This is a genomic window from Nonomuraea endophytica (assembly GCF_014203235.1).
GTDB lineage: Bacteria > Actinomycetota > Actinomycetes > Streptosporangiales > Streptosporangiaceae > Nonomuraea > Nonomuraea endophytica.
In genome coordinates, this window is the sequence record NZ_JACHIN010000005.1 from 393,795 (window position 1) to 414,198 (window position 20,404).

9 protein-coding genes are annotated in these 20,404 nt (G+C 72.1%); 6 read left to right on the forward strand and 3 right to left on the reverse strand.

Annotation, left to right across the window (positions count from 1 at the left end; translation table 11 throughout):
- Window positions 1–141: 141 nt before the first annotated feature.
- The 3 genes from HNR40_RS20730 to HNR40_RS20740 all read left to right on the forward strand — a co-directional run bounded on the left by HNR40_RS20730 (window position 142) and on the right by HNR40_RS20740 (window position 2,944).
- The gene (locus HNR40_RS20730) at window positions 142–351 is read left to right on the forward strand and encodes a TOBE domain-containing protein (RefSeq protein ID WP_184963675.1); all 210 of its coding nucleotides are present in this window, start codon (window positions 142–144) and stop codon (window positions 349–351) included.
- Between the two features lie 419 nt (window positions 352–770).
- Window positions 771–1,223: a DUF485 domain-containing protein gene (locus HNR40_RS20735; protein WP_184963677.1), complete on the forward strand. Its 453-nt coding sequence runs from the start codon at window positions 771–773 to the stop codon at window positions 1,221–1,223.
- Complete coding sequence (locus tag HNR40_RS20740; RefSeq protein WP_184963679.1) at window positions 1,223–2,944, forward strand: monocarboxylic acid transporter; 1,722 nt, start codon at window positions 1,223–1,225, stop codon at window positions 2,942–2,944. Before HNR40_RS20735 ends, HNR40_RS20740 begins: the two co-directional genes overlap by 1 nt.
- 6 nt (window positions 2,945–2,950) lie before the next feature.
- On the opposite strand, the gene HNR40_RS20745 is transcribed toward HNR40_RS20740, so the two are convergent.
- Window positions 2,951–4,075, reverse strand: coding sequence for a methyltransferase (locus tag HNR40_RS20745; protein ID WP_184963681.1), 1,125 nt, complete (start codon window positions 4,073–4,075; stop codon window positions 2,951–2,953).
- A 47-nt stretch (window positions 4,076–4,122) separates the two neighbouring features.
- Here HNR40_RS20745 and HNR40_RS57265 point away from each other — a divergent pair, with 47 nt between their 5' ends.
- The 3 genes from HNR40_RS57265 to HNR40_RS20760 are packed head-to-tail and all read left to right on the forward strand — an operon-like array spanning window position 4,123 to window position 6,863.
- Window positions 4,123–5,520 carry a dihydrolipoyl dehydrogenase family protein gene (locus HNR40_RS57265; protein ID WP_312896449.1) on the forward strand — a complete coding sequence of 466 codons (1,398 nt, stop codon included), beginning with the start codon at window positions 4,123–4,125 and terminating at the stop codon, window positions 5,518–5,520.
- A 60-nt stretch (window positions 5,521–5,580) separates the two neighbouring features.
- Window positions 5,581–6,432, forward strand: coding sequence for a DUF6807 domain-containing protein (locus tag HNR40_RS20755; protein WP_312896450.1), 852 nt, complete (start codon window positions 5,581–5,583; stop codon window positions 6,430–6,432).
- A 5-nt stretch (window positions 6,433–6,437) separates the two neighbouring features.
- The gene (locus HNR40_RS20760) at window positions 6,438–6,863 is read left to right on the forward strand and encodes a hypothetical protein (protein ID WP_184963683.1); all 426 of its coding nucleotides are present in this window, start codon (window positions 6,438–6,440) and stop codon (window positions 6,861–6,863) included.
- Here the strand turns inward: HNR40_RS20760 and HNR40_RS20765 are convergent.
- Together HNR40_RS20765 and HNR40_RS20770 are read right to left on the reverse strand one after the other, a co-directional pair.
- The gene (locus HNR40_RS20765) at window positions 6,860–7,867 is read right to left on the reverse strand and encodes a T3SS effector HopA1 family protein (protein ID WP_184963685.1); all 1,008 of its coding nucleotides are present in this window, start codon (window positions 7,865–7,867) and stop codon (window positions 6,860–6,862) included. The two genes, HNR40_RS20760 and HNR40_RS20765, sit on opposite strands and share 4 nt — an antisense overlap.
- Window positions 7,868–7,898: 31 nt before the next feature.
- Window positions 7,899–20,387: a Tc toxin subunit A-related protein gene (locus HNR40_RS20770; RefSeq protein ID WP_184963687.1), complete on the reverse strand. Its 12,489-nt coding sequence runs from the start codon at window positions 20,385–20,387 to the stop codon at window positions 7,899–7,901.
- Between the last annotated feature and the right edge of the window lie 17 nt (window positions 20,388–20,404).

Consider the following 20,404-nt stretch of genomic DNA (forward strand, 5'->3'; position numbering starts at 1 on the left):
CGTTGCCGGTTCTTTACTCCCCCGGACCGCATTGCCCTGGACGTCCCAGGCAAGATCACCTCATGCCCCCGATGTGGGCGGCCAGGGATGTGATCGCTGGATTCGCCGGCAGGTCAGGCGGGCGACGAGGTGAGGGACATCATGCGGCTGAGCGCGCGTAACAGGATTCCGGCCCGGGTGACGGCGATCACCAAGGGCGAGGCGACGGCGAACGTGGAGCTGGACGCCGGTGGTGTGCGGTTGATGGCGTCGATCACGGTGGAGGCGGTCGAGGAGCTCGGGTTGCGGCCGGGGAGTGAGCTGGCCGCGGTGATCAAGGCGTCGGATGTGATGCTGGCCGTGGAGGACTGAGCGGGTCCCGGCGTCGCGCCCCCGTCCGCCCCGCCCAGCCACACGCCCACCTGACCAGCGCCCGCCTTGGCGAGGACCGCCCGGCGGATGGTGACCGACTCTGGCTCGCCCCAGTAGGCACTGGCGCGGTGGTCCTGCGGACGACATGTGGCGTGCCCTGCTCCCTTGGCACTCCACTTCCCAACTGAGTCTGGGTGCACGCCGTCGATTTCCTGGCCACGCGTGGGCGCGAGCGCTCGGTCGGGGCTTGGGGCGGCGCCCCAAAGGGGCACTGCCTGAGCCAAAGCGCGAAGCGCCCCGCGCGAAGACCGTACTCGTGGGCAATACCGCTAATCGCCGGAATTACCAGCCTGGGGCCCCTATCGTTCGTATCACTGTGGAGTCAACTCGCCACAGAATGTCACAACCAGGTAGGAGTGATGGTGGGGGAGGCGCGGCATCGCAGCGCCGGGGCTCCGCGGGGGTGGTACGCGGGCCTGGCGCAAGACCGGAGGTTCCGGTTACTACGGACGAGGTTCTATCGGCTGGCCATCGGGATCGTCGCCTCGTTCCTGGGCTGGTACTTCCTCTACATCTGGCTGTCGGCCTTCGCCCGGGAGTTCATGGCCCGGCCCGTCGTCGGCAACATCAACGTGGCCCTGCTGCTGGGCGTGTTGCAGTTCGTGTCCACGTTCGCCCTTGCCTGGCGCTACTCGCGCTATGCGCGCCGCATGCTCGATCCTCTGTCCGAGCAGCTTCGGGAAGAGGCGGCCGCCATGGAGGCGGAGCGCGAGCACGCCGAACGGCTGGCGGCCGAGCGGCAGCGGATCGAGAGCTGGGCGCCGCCTCGTCGTAACGCCGCTCATCGCAGGACCCGGGAAGGTCGCTCTTGATGGGGCCGGCGCTGACGTTCACGCTGTTCATCCTGTTCATCGCCATCACGTTGGTCATCACGTTCTGGGCCAGGGCCAACACCCGCGGCACCGACGACTACTACGCCGGGGGCAGGGCCTTCTCCGGCGCCCAGAACGGGCTCGCGCTCGCCGGTGACTACATGTCGGCGGCCTCCTTCCTCGGCATCGCGGGCATCATCGCGTTGTCGGGCTACGACGGGTTTCTGTACTCGATCGGCTTTCTTGTCGCCTGGCTGCTCACGCTCCTGCTGGTGGAGCTGATGCGCAACGCGGGGCGCTTCACCATGGCCGACGTCCTGTCCTATCGGGTACGGCGCCAGCCCCGCGTGCGAACGGCGGCCGTGGCGTCGACCGTCACCGTGTCCGTCTTCTACCTGCTCGCGCAGATGGTCGGCGCGGGCGCGCTGGTGTCCCTGCTGCTCGGCGTCTCCACGGACACGGCGAAGATCGTGACGATCGTCGCGGTCGGCGCGATGATGATCGTCTACGTCATGTTCGGCGGCATGAAGGCCACCACGTGGGTGCAGATCATCAAGGCGGTGCTGCTCATGGGCGGCACCACCGTGCTGACGGTCATGGTCCTGAGCCGGTTCGGCTTCAACCTCAGCGACATGCTCGGCGCCGCCGCCCGCAACAGCGGCCATGCCGGGTTCCTGCAGCCCGGCGGCCGGTTCGGCAAGGAGGTGGCCGGCGATCCGCTGCGGACTCTGGTCAACAAGCTCGACTTCATCAGCCTGGCGCTCGCGCTGGTGCTGGGCACCGCCGGGCTCCCGCACATCGTCAGCCGCTTCTTCACGGTGCCGGACGCGCGGGCGGCGCGTACCTCGGTGAACTGGGCCATCGGCCTGGTCGGCGTCTTCTACCTGATGACGCTGGCGCTGGGGTTCGGCGCGACGGCGCTGGTGGGGCAGGACGCGATCGCCGCCCAGGACCCGGCGGGCAACGCCGCCGCGCTGCAGCTCGCGCGGGCGCTGGGCGGTGACGTGCTGCTGGCGTTCATCGGCGCGGTGGCCTTCGCGACGATCCTGGCGGTGGTGTCGGGGCTGGTGCTGGCCTCCTCGACCTCGCTGGCGCACGACTACTTCGGGCACGTGCTGATGTTCGGCCGGCCGAGGGAGTCGCAGGAGGTGGCGGTGGCCCGGTTCTCCTCGTGTGTGATCGGGCTGCTGGCGATCGGGCTGGCGGTGATCGCCCGGCACCAGAACGTGGCGTTCCTGGTGGCGCTGGCGTTCGCGATGGCCGCTTCGGCGAACCTGCCCGCGATCGTGCTGTCGCTGTTCTGGCGGCGGTTCAACTCCAGCGGGGTGGTGGCCGGGATCTACGGCGGGCTCGGGGCGTCGGTGCTCCTGGTGGTGTTGTCGCCGGTGGTCTCCGGCAAGGTGGACCCGGTGTCGGGACGGTCGCTGTCGCTGCTGCCGGCCGGGGTGAACTTCCACGTGTTCCCGCTGGAGAACCCGGGGCTGGTGTCGATCCCGTTCGGGTTCCTGTGCGCGGTGCTGGGGACGTTGCTCAGCGACGAGAAGGTGGATCCGGAGCGCTACCAGGAGCTGTCGGTACGCTCGCTGACCGGCACCGGCTCCCACCGCGCCCCCGCCCGGCGCAGCCGCAGGCGGCGCAGGGACGGCGGCAAGAAGACGGCCACGGGGCTCCGCCACCCCGAAGGCACACAGACCGACACTCCGCAGGGGGACTCACCGTAAAGCCCGCTATGGCCGGTCCTTTCTCGCGCGCAGCACCACGAACTTGGGATCGCTGGCCATCACCTCGCAGTTGCCGAAGATCCGGCGCAGCTTGACGTGGTAGCCGAGGTGCCGGTTGCCGATCACCCACAGCTCTCCCCCGGCCCGCAGCGCCCGCCGCGCCCCGGTGAACATCCGCCACGCGGTCGCGTCGCCGACGGCCTGGTGGGTGTGGAAGGGCGGATTGTTGAGCACGAGATCGACCGAGCCCGGGTCGACCCCGGTCAGGCCGTCGGCGAGCAGGAAGCGCGCGGCCCCCGGCGGGGCGTTGACCCGGGCCGACGCGATGGCCTGGTGTGACTCGTCGGCGTAGACGATCGTGGCCTCGGGGTTGTCCAGGGCGGCGGACATGCCGACGACGCCGTTGCCGCAGCCCAGGTCGGCGATGGTGACAGGCCCGGTGGTGCGGGGCAGGTGGGCCAGGAAGAAGCGGGTGCCGACGTCGAGCCGGTCGGCGCAGAAGACCCCGGCGTGGTTGACCACCGTGCGCCCCGAGGCGGGCCCGATCCCGCCCGGCAGGGCGTAGGACAGCGGCCAGGGATTCACGCCACCCGGCGAAGCGGGCGTGCTGAAGATCAGCCGGGCCTTCTGCTCGGCCAGCGACGTCCGCGTCGGCCCGATGATGGTCTCGAACAGCCGCAGCGTCGAGGTGTGGATCTCCTTGACCATCCCGGCCCCCACCACGACCGTGCCAGGACGCAGCGACGGCGCCAGCCGGTGGAGCTGGTCCTCCAGCAGGGCCAGGCTCTTGGGCACCCGCACGAGCAGCGTGTCGGCGCGCGGCGGCGGATCGTCCCGGGTGGACAGCAGCCGGACCGCGTCGGCGTCCACGCCGTTGCGTTTGAGGTTGGCGCGGGTGGCCTCCTGGGCGAGGTGGGAGTCGGAGATCTGGGTGGGCCGGCAGGCGGCCAGCGCGGTCGCCAGGGCGCCCCACCGGTCGAAGGCGATCACGACCTGGCCGGGATCGGCCGGCTCGCCGAGGTGGCGCAGCAGGTAGGCGTCGGCGGCGTCCCACGCGCGCAGCGGGTCGCGAGGGTCCTCTGGGTGGCGGGTGAGCTCAAGCTCGCCGCGTGACGTGGTCAAACGGTTCATCGTGCGTTTCAGGCTAGCGTGGGTGGCCGACGAGAAGGGAGCCGCGTGTGGACGTGGACGTGGTGGTCATCGGCGCCGGACCGGCCGGGGAGAACGTGGCAGGCCGGGCGGTGCGCGGCGGGCTGAGCGCCGCGGTCGTGGAGGAGCACCTGGCCGGAGGCGAATGCTCCTACTACGCCTGCATCCCCAGCAAGGCGCTGCTGCGCCCGATGGAGCTGGCGGCCGAGGTGTCGCGGGTGCCGGGCCTGAGCACCGGTCCGGTGGACGTCGCCGCGGTGCTGGCCCGGCGCGACGAGGCGATCTCCGGCCTGGACGACAGCGGCCAGGTGGAGTGGGTGGAGAAGCTTCCGGCCGCGCTGGTGCGCGGCCGAGGGCGGCTGACCGGCCCGCGCGAGGTGGAGGTCACCGCGGCCGACGGTACGGTGACCCGCCTGCGGGCCCGGCACGCGGTGGTGCTGGCGACCGGAAGCGTCCCGGTGGTGCCCGGCATCCCGGGCCTGGCGCAGGCGCGCCCGTGGTTCAACCGGGAGGCGACCACGGTGCGGCAGGTGCCCGAGCGCCTGGTCGTGCTGGGCGGCGGCGTGGTGGCCTGCGAGATGGCGCAGGCGCTGCACGCGCTGGGCGCGCGCGAGACGACGTTGCTGGTACGCGGCGGGCTGCTGGGCCGGATGGAGCCGTTCGCCGGGGAACTGCTGGCCGATTCGCTGCGGAAGTCGGGCATCGACCTGCGTACCGGCGTGTCGGTGGAGCGGGTGGAGCGGCCGGTGGACGGCGGGCCGGTCACCGTGCGCCTGTCGGACGGCTCGGCGGTGGAGGCCGACGAGCTGCTGGTGGCGACGGGGCGTGAGGCGGCCGTCGGCGACGTGGGGCTGGAGAGCGTCGGCCTGGCGGCCGAGGGGCCCGTCGAGGTGGACGACAGCATGCGGGTGCCGGGCTTCGACTGGCTGTACGCGGTCGGCGATGTCAACGGGCGCAACCTGCTCACCCACATGGGCAAGTACCAGGCGCGGGTGTGCGGCGACGTGATCGTGGCGCGTGCGGCGGGCGAGCCGGACGACGGCCCGGCGCTGCGCGACAGCGCGGACGGGCGCGGGGCGCCGCAGGTGGTCTTCACCGATCCGCAGGCCGCTTCGGTGGGCCTGACCGCGCAGGCGGCCCGGGACCAGGGGATGGACGTGCGGGTGGTGGACTACGACATGGCGTCGGTGGCGGGGGCGTACCTGCTCGGCGACGGATATGTCGGACGGGCCAGGATGGTCGTGGACGAGTCGCGCAAGGTGCCGGTCGGGGTGACCTTCGTCGGGCCGGGCGTGGGCGAGCTGCTGCACGCGGCGACGATCGCGGTGACGGCCGAGGTGCCGCTGGAGAAGCTGTGGCACGCGGTCCCGTCCTTCCCGGCGGTCAGCGAGGTGTGGCTGCGCCTGCTGGAGGAGTACGGGCTGTAAGAGGAGCGATCCGCGCCGCCCACCTTGGAAACCGCTTTCCCAACGGATAGCATCACCGCCGTGAAGGACACCGGTTCCGAGCTGATCCACGAGGCGGGCGGCGTGGAGATCCTCCGCTACGTCTACCGCCCCGACATGCCCGTCGAGGAGTCCCCCAAGCCGTACTTCCACCCGCTGCGGACCCTGGACGGCGACGTCGTCACGGGTTACCGCCCGCACGACCACCGCTGGCACAAGGGCCTGCAGATGACCGCCTCGCACCTGTCCGGGCAGAACTTCTGGGGCGGCGGCACGTACGTCCACGACCGGGCCCGCTACATCCAGCGCGACAACAACGGCGCCATGCGCCACGAGGAGTGGCTCGCCCCCGGCGTCGAACGGCTGACCTGGTGGACGCGGGCCGGCGAGCGGTGGGTGGAGGAGACCCGCCGCTTCCGCGTCACGGTGGAGGAGTCGTGGTGGCGGCTCGACTTCGCCACCTCCCTGCGCAACGTGCGCGGCGCGGACCTGATGTTCGGCAGCCCCACGACGCACGGCCGTCCCCTGGCCGGCTACAGCGGCCTGTTCTGGCGCGGCCCGCGCGACCTCACCGGCGGCACGATCCTGTCCTCTGACGGCCGGTCGGGCGAGGACATGATGGGCCAGAACGCCCCCTGGCTGGCCTACACCGGCAGGCACGACGAGGTGGACCGCGCCTCGACGCTGCTGTTCCTGAGCGGGCCGGGCCAGACGTGGTTCGCCAGGAACGCGTGGTTCCCGGCGGTCAACCCGTCGATCGCCTTCCACGACGAGGTACGGCTGCCGCCGGAAGCCACCCTCGACCTCGCCTACGCCCTGGTGATCGGCAACGGCGCGTGGGAACGCGAACGGATCGAGGAACACGTGAGCCGGGCGGCCCCGCCGCGCGTCTAAAGGGTATGAAGATCTGGCGCCTCATCCTCTTGCCGGTGCTGCTGCTCGGTTTGGTCGCCGGGCTGGGCCTGCCCGCCCAGGCGGCAGCCGTACAGCAGAAGAAACTGCTGGTGGAGCTGCGCAGGGAGGGCGGCTTCGCGGGGTTCAGCGACCGCGTGAGGGTCTACACCAACTCCTGCGTACGGCTCAGCCGCCGCACCGGCCCGACCGTCGACAAGTGCCTGACCAGGGCGGAGTGGCGCACGCTCAAGGCGCACCTGAAGCGGCTGAAGCTGGGCAGGTCGCAGGCCCGCCCGCAGGGGGCCGACTTCCTGAAGTACACGCTGACGTATCGCGGCCACCGCGTCAGCAAGTATCAGCTCACCAAGACCTGGTCCCCGGTGGTCAGGGACCTGGAGAAGGCCCTGGAGAAGTACTGGGCGCCGGACTAGCTGCCCTGGCGGTGGGGGCGGGCCGGGTCGACCTTGGCGTTGAGCAGCGCGGCGTTGATCATGTCGTAGAACTCCTGCGCGGTCTTGACCTGAGGGTTGGCGAGCATGGCGTTGGCGATGACCTCCGAGCGCGCTTCGGTGAAGCTGGGGTTGTCCTTCTGCAGGCTCTTCAGGTAACGGGCGGGCTCGTGCGACCAGCCGATGCCGGGGGCCAGGCGGCGGTAGAAGGGGGCGAGCGTGTCGTCGAGGTCCTCGGGGCCGACGGACTCCTCCAGCACCTCGACGATGCGGTTGCCGACCTGGTCTTGGGGCGCGTTGTTGTCCCGCATGGCGTAATAAATCACGATCTTGTCGTGTTTGGTGGGGACGCCCTGCTGGTCCTGGCCTGAGGCGTACATCTTGAACTGCCGGAAATATCGGGACACCAGGGGGTCTGAGTAGAGCTGTGTGAGGTTGCGGCCTATGCGGAGGGCGGCCTCCTGGTTGTTGACGTTGACGACGATGCGCCGGGCCTTGCCGTCCAGAGTGGCGTCGTCGCGCGCGGCGTTGCGGTTCTGGACGCGGAAGTAGTCGCCATTGGAGTTGAGCGCGTCCTCGAAGCGGTCGCCGCTCTGGGGGACCACGTCGTAGACCCGGCCGCCGTCGTCCCTGAACCGGCGCATCGCGGCCTTGTCGACGCTCCGGTTCAGGTAGCCGTTGTCGGCCTTGGTGACGAAGTTGTAGACCTTCGTCGAGGTCACGCTGTCGGCTGCCGCCGTGGAGAGCCGGCGTTCCTGGCCCTGGTAGAAGCGGTTGTAGACGGCGCGCAGCGCCCGCTTGTCGGCGTCGGAGCTGAGCGTCTGGCGCTCGGTGTCGGTCCAGGCGGGCACCGAGGTGAGCCGCCTGTTCTTGGTCACGCCGCCGCGCGGGCGGCGCAGGTTCGCCGCCGTGGTGGTGCCCGTGCTGCGGCGGCGGGTGCGCGTGTTGGTGTTCTGCCGGTTCCTGGCGTTGCCGTGGGCGGGCATGGCGTGCCTCCTTCTGAAGCGCCCGGAAGATCTACAGTGCCCGGTAGGTCAGGACCAGGCCGAGGCCGGCGAGCGCGTTCTTGTCGCCCTCCAGCACCAGCGCCCAGGGAGCACCGAGGCCGAGTCCGGGGGTGCGCACCGGTTTGCCGTGCTCCAGCGCGAAGCGCGGGTCGCCGTTGACCAGGAAGCGGGCGGCGCCGCCGTCGAGGTCGTAGCGGGCGTAGACGCCGGTGATCTGGCGGCCGCTCATGCCGGGGAACAGCTCCGGCGTCAGCGGCAGCGTCAGCCCGCGCGTCCCCTCATCCGCCAGGAAGTCCTCCCACGCGACGGGGAAGTCGGCGGGCACGTCGAAGAACCGGGCGGCCGGGTACGGGCGCAGCATGCCCCTGACCGCGTTGGCGAAGACCTCCCCGCCGGGCAGGGCCGTGTAGCGCAGGGTGATCATGACGTCGGCGAGGTCGGCGGGACGCCGGCCGGACAGCTCCAGCCGCCAGGTGGACACCGCGCCGCAGCCTTCGAAGGGCAGGTAACGGTCGTCGTCGTAGCGCAGCTCGAACAGGCCGTTGTTCTCCATCCCCGGCTGCACGTGCGACAGCGCGACCTGCTGGCCGGGCCGCCAGTCCGCGCGCAGCGCGGCGGGCGGCGCGCCCTTGGGGTCGAGCAGGTAGGCGACCGCCTTCGGATCGGGCTCCAGCACGGTACGCCCGGACAGCTGGACGAGGGTCGCGTTGACCGGTTCGGCGGCGTCGAAGGCGAGCGCGATCGTGCGCACGCGCCGCCGGTAGTGGCCGGGGAAGTCGCGGTCGAACATCGCCTCGCCGAGCGAGAACTCGCACCTGCCGGTGTCACGCAGGCTGAGCAGCGCCAGCGGGTCGAGGTCCAGCAGCGAGACCTGCCTGGTGATCTCCAGGTCGCGCCCGGAGCCGTCCAGGTAGGCCTTGCCGAGCCGGTCCAGGTCGAAGGCGAGGCTCTCCCCCGCCATCAGGCCGCCGCGCCTGCTCTCCCAGTAGACCGGCCGGATGTACGGCTCGCCCTCCCCGCCCCGCTCGTACTGGTAGGCGCGCTCGGCCGACCGGGCCAGCTCGTGGGCCAGGTGATAGGCCTGGAAGTACATGCCGGCCAGCTGCCCGGACATCCACTGGTAGAGCTGCGCCCCGGCGAACTTCCCGGTGAGGAAGGTGGCCACGGCCCGCTGGTGGGCGAGGTCCTGTTCGAGGATCTCCAGCTCGCGCCGGGCGGCGCCGAGCCTGAGCTTCTCCGCGGCGATCTGGTGCCCGAGCTGGGTCAGGTCGCTCTTGGCCAGGCCGAGCTGCAGGCGCCAGTCGTCGCTGGTGCTCTCGTGCTCGGCGCGGACCCCGAGCAGCTCGCCGGCCACGCTGAGCCCCTCGCCCAGCGTCGTGGAGATCTCGGCGATCTGGTCGAGCGCGTCACCCAGCTGGTCGCCGCCGTACTCGATGCCCATGATGAACGGGCCCACGAGGGCCTGCGGCGTCCCGGAGGCCAGCGCCGCGGCGATCTTCAGCCCGCTGCCGGCGAAGTGCATGGCCGCCGCCGCGGCCATGACGTCGAGCTGCGCCCGCTGCGTCGGCGTGAGCCCGGTGGCGAGCAACCGCTCGTAGTGGCCGGCCCGGTCCTTGGCTGCGGCCCGGCCCGCCTCCAGCTCGTTCAGGTTCTCGGCGGCGATGCCGACCTCCGCCTCCTTGATCGCGCGGGTCAGGTCGAGGATCGTGCCCTGCTGCCGGTTCTGCAGGAGAGCCAGTTCCTCGGCGTCGCGCCGTTCGAAGGCGCTGAGCAGGTCGGCGCCGAACTGGCGCAGCTTGTCGGCCAGCTCCTGCGCCTTCCTGAACACGACGGGGAAGCGGTGGTGCGGCACCGGCGCCGTGAGCGCCGCCGCCCCGGCCCCGGCGGCCGCGCCGTTCGCCGCGGTGCCGCGCACCAGCGCCATGACGTCGGCCGGCGGCTCGAACAGCGGCAGCGGCTGGGCGACCCCGTGGATGTTCAGCGACCGCCTGATGTTGCGCAGCCGGTCCTCCACCCGCGTCCAGTACGCGCCGAACTCGGCGTTCTCCGGCACGTGGAAGTACGGCTCAGCCACCCCCGCGTGCACCTCCCCCGACTCCTTCAGCAGGCTGCCGCCGGCGGTGAGCTCGGCCGGGGTGGTGCCGTTCTTCGCCACCGGCAGCCGCGCGTAGGGCAGCGCCGGCGACAGCGCCTTCGGCCCGTAGCCGAAGTCGCGTTCGCCGAGCAGGTCGTGGGCGAAGACGTAGAGCATCCTGGCCTCGTCGACGCTCTCCGCCGTGTGCTGGCCGAACAGCAGGTCGCCCCAGTCGAGCAGGTTGTCGACGTAGGCCATCACGACCCATCGCCGGTAGGCGGACGGGCGCAGCTCGGCGATCGCGTGGGGGTCGCGCGGGTCGTCCATGTAGGCCTTCATCAGCGCTCCCCGGTCGCCCATGAGCGCGTACTGGCGGCCGAGCCGGCCCAGCATGCCGATCCGCTCGCGCAGCCGCCGCGCCGCCTCACGGGTCTGCGGCGTGGTGCCATCCGGTACGGCCGGCCGTACCGTGGACAGGGTCGCGAGGAAGTCGAGCTCGCGGCCGTCGAGCTCGCGGTATTGCAGGAAGGCCTCGTGCAGCGGTTCCAGGCGGCGCAGGTGCGGCTCCAGCTCGGCGGCCACCGCGTCCGCGGGCGTGCCGAGTTCGCGCAGGTCGGCGCGGCAGCCGTCGACGAGCGCGCGCACGTCGGCGGCCAGGAACGGCACGAAGCGCCAGTGCCCGCCGGGCTCGGTGGGGTCGAAGACGTACTCGTACCAGCGGCGGGCCTCCTCGAAGTTCTGGGCGCCGTTGAGCGCCTGCGCGATGAGCATCGGCGCGTGGAAGAAGATCTCCCAGTAGTAGAGGCCGTTGGCGCTCTGGAAGTCCAGGTGCGTGCTGGCCGGCACGCCGGAGGGGAACACCTCGCCCTTGACCTTGATCATGGTCGGGGTGGAGGCGTCGGTCGGCTCGGCGCTGAAGGCGGGCAGCTCGTCGATCTCCTGGGTCTCGGGGTCGAGCAGCGCCGGGACGCCGCCGACCAGCAGCCGCCGGTTGAGCTCGTAGGCGGTGCTGGAGGTCAGGCGGACGATCTCGTGCGGCAGCGCCGCCCACTCGTACGGGCGCGGGATCGGCACGCCCTTCGGGTAGGCGGCGTACGACTCGCCGCTGAAGACGTAGAGCAGGTTCTCGGCGTCGAGCACGCCGGAGATCGGGCCGGCGGGCAGCGAGCGCCAGTTCTCTCTGACGGGCAGCAGCGGCCGGAGCGTGCCGAGGGCCTGGCCGGGGCGGAGCCGGCCGTACAGGGGGCCGGAGAAGACGTAGCGGCGGAAGACGGCGTTGACCCGCGCCTGGATCGGCTTGGGGTAGCCGGCGTCGACGTACTCGGGGACGCCGCCGCCCGGGGGCAGCGTGTAGCGGACGACCTCGAGCTGGGAGGTGAGGTAAAGGAAGTCGCCCTCGACGAAGGCGGACTCGACCGTGCCGCTGGTGTCGACGGCGGTCGCGACCCGGCCGAGCTCGCGGGTCCGGCGGGTGCGGTCGCCGTCGGTGTAGGTGCCCGCGGCGTTGTCGAAGACGTACGTGCGGCCGCCGAAGGCGAAGGCGACGCGGTCGTCGGCGTCGTCGCGGCCGCTCACCGCGCGCAGGAAGCGCTTCACCGCCGACTCCGAGCGGCGGCCCGGCAGCGGGATGAGCGTGCCGAGCGCGCCGGATCGGGCGTACCCGTCATGGGACAGGAAGTGCTCGGTGTCGCCGGGGCCGCTGAAGGCGGCCTCGACCTTGCGCCACTGCGGGAGGTTCTCGATGTTGCCCGCGAGCGGCAGGGGGTAGCCGGGGTCGAGGGTGCCGAAGGTGCGGCCGGTGTAGCGGTAGTACTGGTCGCCGGAGAAGAGGAAGACCTGCTCGCCGCGCACCAGCACCGCGTCCACGACGCCGGTTCTGAGCAGGTTGGTGGCCACGACGCCCCACCGGCCGGAGGTGGGCTGGGGGTCCGCCTCGCCCTTGCCGGACAGGACCGTGTAGCGCTTGGCGCCGTTGTCGAAGAAGTAGCGGTCGCCGGAGGAGGTCACGAAGCCCGCGTCGATCCGGTTCCAGGCGGGCAGTTCGCCGGGGGCCGAGCTGATCGGCCGGAGCTGCGGCTCGTCGCCCGGCACGGCGGTGATCGGCCGGCAAAGGAAGCTGCCGCCCTTGTGGTCGACGCTCAGCCACGGGCCGTCCTGCGACCCGACGGGCATGTTGAACGGCACGACGCCCGCGGCGGCGACGTGCTCGTCGAAGATGTTCACCGGTTCGGCCGCCTTCGGGGGCAGCGCGACCGGCACGGTGGCGCGGCTGGCGTACAGCTCGGGCGTGAGCACGAACGACGAGCTCGTCGTCAGGCCGCCGACCTGGTAGGAGCAGGTGACCACGATCGTGTCGTGCGCGCCCGCGGCCTGCCCGGGCACCGTCCGCGAGGCCTGCACGGACAGGGTCACCCCGGTGATCGGCTCGTCCGCCAGTTCCTCGACCGGGAGTTCCTGCGCGGCGACCCACTCGTCGGTGAGGTTGGAGAAGGAGTAGCGGATCCTGATCTGGTAGGACGGCGGCGGCGCGCTCACCTCCCGCTTGCCGTCCTTCTGCTCGTCGGAGATGGTCGTCGTCGCGGTGACCGGCGGGGAGACGGTCTCGACGACCGGCCAGAAGACGAAGATCCGGCCGAAGGCGTGCACGGGGTAGACCTTCTCGACGTCGATCTGCACGCCGACCTTCTGCCAGGGCTGCCACGTGGCCGACAGCCGGTCGCGGTCCCTGAACTCCGCGGTCCGGCAGTAGTAGCGCATCGGCGCTGTCCTGGTGCGGCCGAACAGCACCAGCCGCCGCTCGCCGGGCAGCGCGCCGTCGGCGGTGTAGACGTAGCCGCCGGCGATGGCCAGCCGCGAGACCTCGGTGTACTCGTCCAGGTAGCGCTTGTAGGCGCGCCGTACCCCGTCCTCGGTGATCTCGCCCTGGAGCAGTTCGTCCTCCAGCACGCGGAAGGCGGGGGTCTTGCCGCCGCGCAGCTCGGGCCGCAGGTAGTTCTCCGGGTGCAGGAAGACCTTGCGGTTGGCCTCCCAGAGCCGGTAGTTGCGCATCCAGGCCCACCACGTCCGGATCCGCCGCCTGACGGTCTCGGGCTCGCGCCCGGCGGGCAGGCTCACCTGTTCCAGGTCGAGCAGGTAACGATGCAGGTAGAGCTGGGTGGCCGCGATCGCCTCGCGCACGGGTGAGGTCCGGCCGGCCGCGCCCATCTCGACGTCGATGAGCAGCCGCTCGAACAGCTCCTTCGGGGTACGGCCCGCCGCGACGCAGGCCAGGAGCGCGTCCCGCCTGAGCACGTTGAGCTCGTCGCGCACCGTGGCCGACAACGTGGCCCAGCCGGGCCGCCGGGCCAGCAGCCGCTCCAGCGCGTCGCCCACGACGCCGAGCCTTCCGGTGCGCAGCGGCTCCCAGACGTCGGCGTGCAGCCGCGACGGCGGCACGCCCATCCGCCCGGCGACGGTGAACAGCGTGTCCAGGCGCAGCAGGAACTCGATCTCGAAGCGCGACTCCTCGACCGTGACCGCGTGCAGCAGCCCGGTGTTGCGCCGTGCCCAGCGCACCTCGTCGAGGTCCCAGCCGAACAGGCCCGACAGGAACGTGTAGGGGTCGGCCCCGCCCTTGTCCAGGAAGTCCGGCAGGCCGGGATGGGCGCCGGACAGCCGGGCGAAGGCGGCGATCGTGTGCAGGTCGCTCAGCCGGTAGTCGGCCGCGTCGGCCCAGCGGTGGCGTACCTCCTGGGGGAAGGTGCGGTCGATCCTGGCGAAGCCGGGGCCGGAGTAGCGCACGAACTGGCCGTGCTGGAGCAGGTAGGTGCGTTCGTGCAGGGTGAAGGCGGCCTCGGGGCCGCGCTCGAAAGTGTCGGGCAGGTCGCCCCAGTCGTCCAGGACCGTGCGCGGGTAGCCCGGCTCCACCTGGTCGAGCACGCCGGGGCGGTAGCGGACGTACTGTCCGGCGCGGAAGGCGAAGATCTCGCCCGCCGGGGTGGCGAAGGCGGCGTCGATCGCGCCGGTGAAGGCGTTGCGCACCCGGCCCCACGTCCCGGCGACCGGGCGTACCCGGCCCTTGTCCAGGTAGTTCCTGCCCTTGAACAGGTAGACGCCGCTCGGCGCGGCGAAGGCGGCGTCGATCCCGTCCTGGAAGTCCGGCGGCAGGTCGCGCAGGCCGGGCAGCTCGCCGGGGAGGCCGGCGGCGATCGTGCGCGGGTAGCCGTCGTCCACGTGGGCGAAGGCGGTGCCGGTGTAGCGGACATATTGGTCGCCGGAGAACAGGTACGTGCGGCCGCCGCTGACCAGCGCCGCGTCCACCCGGCCCCGCTCGGCCAGGACGTTGCGGACCCGGCCGAGCTGCCCGAGGCCGTCGGTGGCCGCGGCCGTCCTGGCGGCCACGTGGCAGGCGCCGCCCGCGAACACGTAGACGTTGCGCGGTCCGGCCAGCACCGCGTCCACCCGCTCGGTGTCGTCGAACGCCTCGGGCAGGGCGGCGAAGGCCTCCTCCGCGCGCAGGTTCCCGGCGATCGGCCTGGGATAGCCGGGGTCGGTGTAGCGGTACTCGGGGCCGGTGTAGCGGACGTAGCGGGGCCCGGAGAACAGGTACGTGTGGCGGCCGGTCACCACGGCGGCGTCGATCGTGCCGCCCTCGGCCACGAACGGGTTGCGGGACCTGCCCCACCGCTCGCGGATGGGCGCGGGGGACTCGCCGTGCCTGGTGTAGTGCTCCTTGAAGAAGAAGTACATGGCGCCGTCGGCGGCGGTGAAGGCGGTGCGCAGGGCGTCGCCGGGTTCGAGGCCGCGGTCGTAGCCGGGCCAGATGCGTGCGACGGGGCGCGGGTAGGACCAGTGGGCCGCCCGCTCGTCGTACTGGACGCACTGCTCGCCGTACAGCAGGAGCATGGTCTGGTCCTGGAACAGGACGGCGTCCGGGATCGGGTGGCCCTCGACTCGGTAGTGGTCGGGGACGTCCCAGAAGCCGGAGTCGGCGGTGACCGGGTAGCCGAGATCGGGTTCGGCGTAGCTGGTGCCCGAGTAGGCGACGTAGCGCGTCTTGCCGCCCGGGTCGGGCCTCTCGAACAGGTAGGTGGTGCCGTTCCTGACGTAGGCCAGGGCGACGCTGGTGAGGCCGCCCCAGTGGGCGGCGACGGGCTGGGGGTCGGCGTCGGTGACGGTGTCCGCGCCGGTGTAGGTGACGAACTGGTCGCCGCTGAAGAGGTACGTCTTCCCGTCCCGGCCGACGAAGGCCGCATCGACCGTGTTGTCATGATAAATGCGGTTACGGGGGTGGCCCCACTCCTCCGCCAGCGGGTACTCCTTGCCCAGCCGCACGTTGAGGCACGCGGCGCCCTTGAACAGGTACGTGGTGCCGTCGGCGCCGGTCAGCACCGCGTCGAGGCCGCCGCGAAAGGCGTCGGGGACCGTGCGCAGCGTCCTCGGGCGCACCAGATCCGCGTCTCCCGACGGTCCCGCCTCGATCGACGGGAGGTGGCGCCACGCGCCGTCCCGCTCGGCCATGATCGCGCCGTCCTCCAGGAAGGCGCAGGTCACCGGGACGCCGTCGTAGCGGCGGTAGAGGGTGTCCGAGACGACGTGGCACCGGTCGCCGCGGAAGAGGTAGACGTTGCGCCGGTCGGCGAAGGCGGCGTCCAGGCCGTCGAGCGGCATCCGCAGGCCGGACAGGCGCGGCTCTCCGGACAACGCCGACAGGGCGCGCGGGTAGCCGTCGTCCACGACGTGGAAGCGGTCGTCGGTGTAGCGGACGTACTGCCCGCCGGAGAACAGGTAGGTGTAGCGGCGCGGAGTCTCGACCTCGCCGACCAGTTCGACGGCCTGCGTGACCAGCGTCGCGTCCACCCGCCCGGTCCTGGCCAGGGTGCAGTCCACGTTGCCCCAGAAGGAGGTGACCGGCGCCGGGTAGCCGTCGTCCGCCTTGGTGTAGTCGGCGCTCGAATAGCGCACGTAACTACGCTCGCCGAAGACGTAGGTGCGGCCGTCCATGCCGACGAAGGCCGCGTCGACCTGGCCGAACGGCACGCTGTCCCAGTGCTCCCGCAGCCCGCGCGGCTCCGACCACCAGCGCCGCTTGTTGTCATGGACCACGAACCGGCCGCCGGAGAACAGGTAGGTGAGGTTGTCGCGGCCGGTGAACACCGCGTCCACCGCCATCGGCTGGGGCAGGTTCCACCAGTTGTCCGAGACCGGCTTCGGGTAGCCCTCGTCGGGCACGGTGTAGTCCCGCCCGGAGTAGCGGACGTACCGGCCTTCGCCGAACAGGTAGGTTTTGCCGTCCAGGACGAACGCCGCGCCGACCCGTGTCAGCCCGCCCCAGTCGCCCGCGATGCGCCGGGGGTAGCCGAGGTCGGTCGTGGTGTAGTCGGCGCCGGAGTAGCGGATGTATTTCTCGCCGCCGAACAGGTACGTCTTGCCGTCCAGACCGACGAACGCCGCGTCCACCTGGCCGTCGCGTAGCGCGGGCTCCAGTACGCCCCATCGTTGCGCCGCCGGGACGGGCCGGTCGTCGCCCGAGGTGGCCATGCCGTCCCTGAACCGGTGCAGGGTGCCGGAGGCGTCGGCGAAGGCGGCGTCGAACTGCTCCTCGGCGCGGCGCGGGTAGCCGTCGTCCACGTGGACGCCGTCGTTCTCGATGCTGTCGGTGTAGCGGACGACCTGGTCGCCGGTGAACAGGTAGACCTTGCCTCGGTCGGTGTAGGCGGCGTCGACGCGGGTGGCGCCGTCGAAGGCGTTGCGCACCCGGCCCCACGTTCCGGCCACCGAGGTGCCCTCGGCGTGGTCTTCCTGGCCCGTGGGCTCGGCGTCTCCGGTCGTGACGTGCCAGGTGCCGCCGGTGAAGGTGTAGGTACGGCCGTCGCCGCCGTAGAACTGGGCGTCGATGCCCGCACCGGCGGCCCGCGGGAAGCCCTCGTCGGCGAAGCCGTAGTCGCGGCCCGAGTAGCGCACCCGCTGGCCGCCCGCGACCAGGTGCACCCGGCCCGCCGCGTCCACGTGGGCGCTGTCGATCCTGGCCGGGTCGTCGAAGGCGTTCGCGACCTTGCCCCACTGCTGCTCCCTCGGCACCCAGCGGGTGCCGCCTCGCTGACGGGTGAAGGAGCGGGCGGCCCGGTCGGGGCCGTGCGCGACGATCCACTCCTCGCCGTCCGGCAGCGCGAAGGCGGCGTCCACCGCCTCCAGCCCGGCGAAGCGGGGCGACAGCTCGCTCAGCGGGTGCGTCACCTCGTCGGTCCTGGCCAGGGTTCCGGCGGAGTAGAGCAGGTAGCGGTCGCCGATGAAGACGTAGACGTGGCCGTCTGAGCTGTCCAGCAGCGCGTCGAAGCGCTCGGTGCCCGGCGGCAGCACCAGCGGCTCGGGGAACTTGCCGACCAGGTCCTGGTCGTGGAAGGCCACGGCCACCTCGGCCGGGTCCAGGCCCAGCTTGGCCGCCAGCAGCGCGAACCGCCTGACGCGCCGGTGCGTCAGCCGGAACCGGGTGTCGGCGGCGCCCTCCAGCGCGGGCGGGACCAGGATGTCGAGCGCCTCGTCCATACTGCCCGCGACGGCCGCGCAGATCGCCTCGGCCGTGTCGGCCGGGACGCCGAGCGCGTCCTGGAGCACGTCGGCCAGCGCCGCCCGCTGCCGTCCCACCTGCCTGGCCAGCGCCGCGCCGACCTCGGCCATCGCGGCCGTGGTCTCCGTCGCCGCCGTGTGCAGGAGGAAGAACACGTCCTTGGCGTAGTCCTCCAGGCCCTCCAGCGTGAAGTCGAGCGCCGCGGCCACGTTGCCGAACACGTCCAGCCGCTCCAGCGGTACGGCCAGCCCGTCGTCCAGGTCGCCCCGCTCGACGAGCAGCCCGATAAGCCCGTCGCGCTCGCCCTCGTCGAACCCCAGCTCTTCCAGCGCGGCCGGATCGAGCCGGTAGGGCCGCTGCTCGGCCCGGATCTCCTCAAGCCGGGTCCCGACCGTCGCCACCTCGGCGGCCGTGAAGTCCGTCGTGACGCCCGCCGTGATCGCCGTCGTGAGCCCCGGCGACCCGTCCGCCGGAACCGTGCCCGTGGCGTCCAGGACCCACAGGGGCAGGCCGTCGTCGGGGGACGGCGGCTCCTCCAGGTTGGCGGTGAAGGCTTGGAGTACGCGCCGGGCGGCGGCCTCGTCGGCGACCTGGGCGAAGTCGTCGGCCGTGAAGGTGAACAGCTCCGTCCTGAACGCCGCGATCTGCCCCTGAACCGCGTCGAGGATGGCCCGCCGGTGCGGGTAGAACTCCAGCGCCAGCGTGAAGTCCGCCGGCCGGAGCCGGGCCAGCGCCGCCTTGTCCAGGTAGGCGCCGTCCTCGTCCAGGTAGCCGTTGAAGCGCAGGCTCGGGATGGGGTCCTGCCCGCCGTACAGGCCGAGTTCGGCGACCAGGGGCTCGGCCGCGAACCGCGCGGCCCGCTCGCGCAGGACCTCAAGCACTGCCGCCGCCACGTCACCGAGCTCGGCGTTGACCTCGATCGGCCCGAGGACGCTCCCCTCGGTGTCGACGACGCCGTTGTACAGCAGGTTGTCGTACAGCTCCGCCCGCTCCGCCTCGGACAGGCCGGCCAGGCCCGCCAGGTCAGACGGGTACAGCCGCCCCTCGCCCGCCTCGGCCAGCGCGGCGACGGCCGCGGCGTGCGCGGAGAAGTCGCGGGCCAGGGGCCGGTCATCGACGGGCTCGGCCAGCAGGCCGCCCTCGGCCAGGCCGCCGGTCAGGACCAGGTTCGTGAAGATCTTCCCGGCCAGCCGCTCGCCCAGGCCGAGCCCGGTGAAGTCCTCCTTGGTGATCACTCCGAGGTCGTGCACGGCGTCGTAGGCCGCTGCGCGTACCGTCGCCGGGTCGAGCTTGAGCAGGCGGGGGTCGCGGCGGGAGACCACGCCGTCGTCGTAGGCGGCGAGCACGTCGTGCACGACCTGCGCGGCCCGCTCGCCGAAGCGCTCTCCGGCGAAGACCCTGGGCTCCAGCTCGACCCGTTCGAAGCGCTGGGCGAGCGCCACGAGCAGCGCCTCCCGCTCGGCCGCCTCCTCGGGCGGGCCGTTGAGCACGGCCTTCAACTCGCGGCCGCCGAAGCCGGTCTCCCGCATCCAGGTCGTGAGCGCGTGGAGCGTCTCGACCAGCCAGAGCGCGTCGGCGGGCGCGCCGCCCTCCAGGACGCGGTGGAGGTTCTGGATGCCGGGGCCGCGGCCGCTCAGCACGGGGAAGGCGGTGTGCCGGTCGAGGGCGGGGTCGCTTTCGAGGGCGTCCAGCAGGTCGAGCAGCTCGGCGACCGAGACGCCCAGCGCACCGGCCAGCAGGCCGGCCCGGTGGAGCAGCGTCAGCGCCTGCCAGGTCTCCTGCGGCCGGTCGAACGGGCCGGGATCGGTCTCGCCGTGGCGGGCGCGGTAGCGGGCGACGATCTCGGCGAGGTCGCTCTCCGCCAGGTCGGCGGCGTGCGCGAGGTCGTGCCGGTACTGCTTGTTGTGCGCGCCCAGCAGGTCCCCGGTCCACACGCCGAGCCCGGCCAGCGCCGCGCCGGCGGCGTACTCCTCACGGGGTTCGGTGCGGATCGCGGCGGGAGACACCAGGACGCAGAGCTCCTCGACGCCGAGCCCGAACGCCTCGCGCAGGCCGGCGAGCGCCGCGACGACGCGCACCGCCGCCGCGTCCACCCGTGCCTCGTTGCAGGTCCGCAGCGCCAGGCCGAGGTCCGTCAGCGTCCATCCGGTACGGCGGGCCAGCCGCACGAACCGGTTCACCAGGTCCAGCCACTCCAGCGGCAGGGCCACCTCGGCCCCGTCCCACAGCAGCCGAGTCCGCGTGGCGTCGGCCGTGACCCGCGACCCGGGCAACCTCAGCAGTTCCCCGAGTTCGGCGGGGCCCAGCCCGAGGGCGCGGCGGAAGGTCTCGGGCTCGTACAGGTTCGCGACCGGGTCCCGGTTCCCCAGCCCGTACAGTCCCTTGACTCCGGTCGCCCCGCTGACCGGCGTGACGATGACCTCGACGTCGTCGGCGGACAGGCCGAGGTGGAGGCGGGCGGCCAGGGCGTGGCCGCCGGCGCCGGTGAACAGCCGCGCGAACTCGACCGGATCCACCCCGAGGTGACGCAGGTGGTTCTTGACCCGCTCGTGGTCGATCGAGAACGGCAGCGCCAGCGGGTGACGCCGCTCCAGCAGCTCCTCGTAAGGAGGCTTGCCCTCGACCAGGCGTTCCAGCACCCGGTTGACGATGTCGAGGTACGGGACCGGGGTGAAGGTGTTGCCCGCGTCCAGCGGGATCTCGCGCAGGTCCGGCCGCCGGTCCAGGATCGGGACGCGGCCGAAGGCGCCCTCCATGAGCCGGAAGAGCTCGACCAGGTAGGCGGCGGGCGAGCTGACGGTGCGCGCCTCCTCCCCCTCGCGGAAGTCGAGCTGACCGAAGAGCTGGGCATAGCTGGGCAGCGATCCGTCTGCGCGCACGCGATCCCCTTACGTCT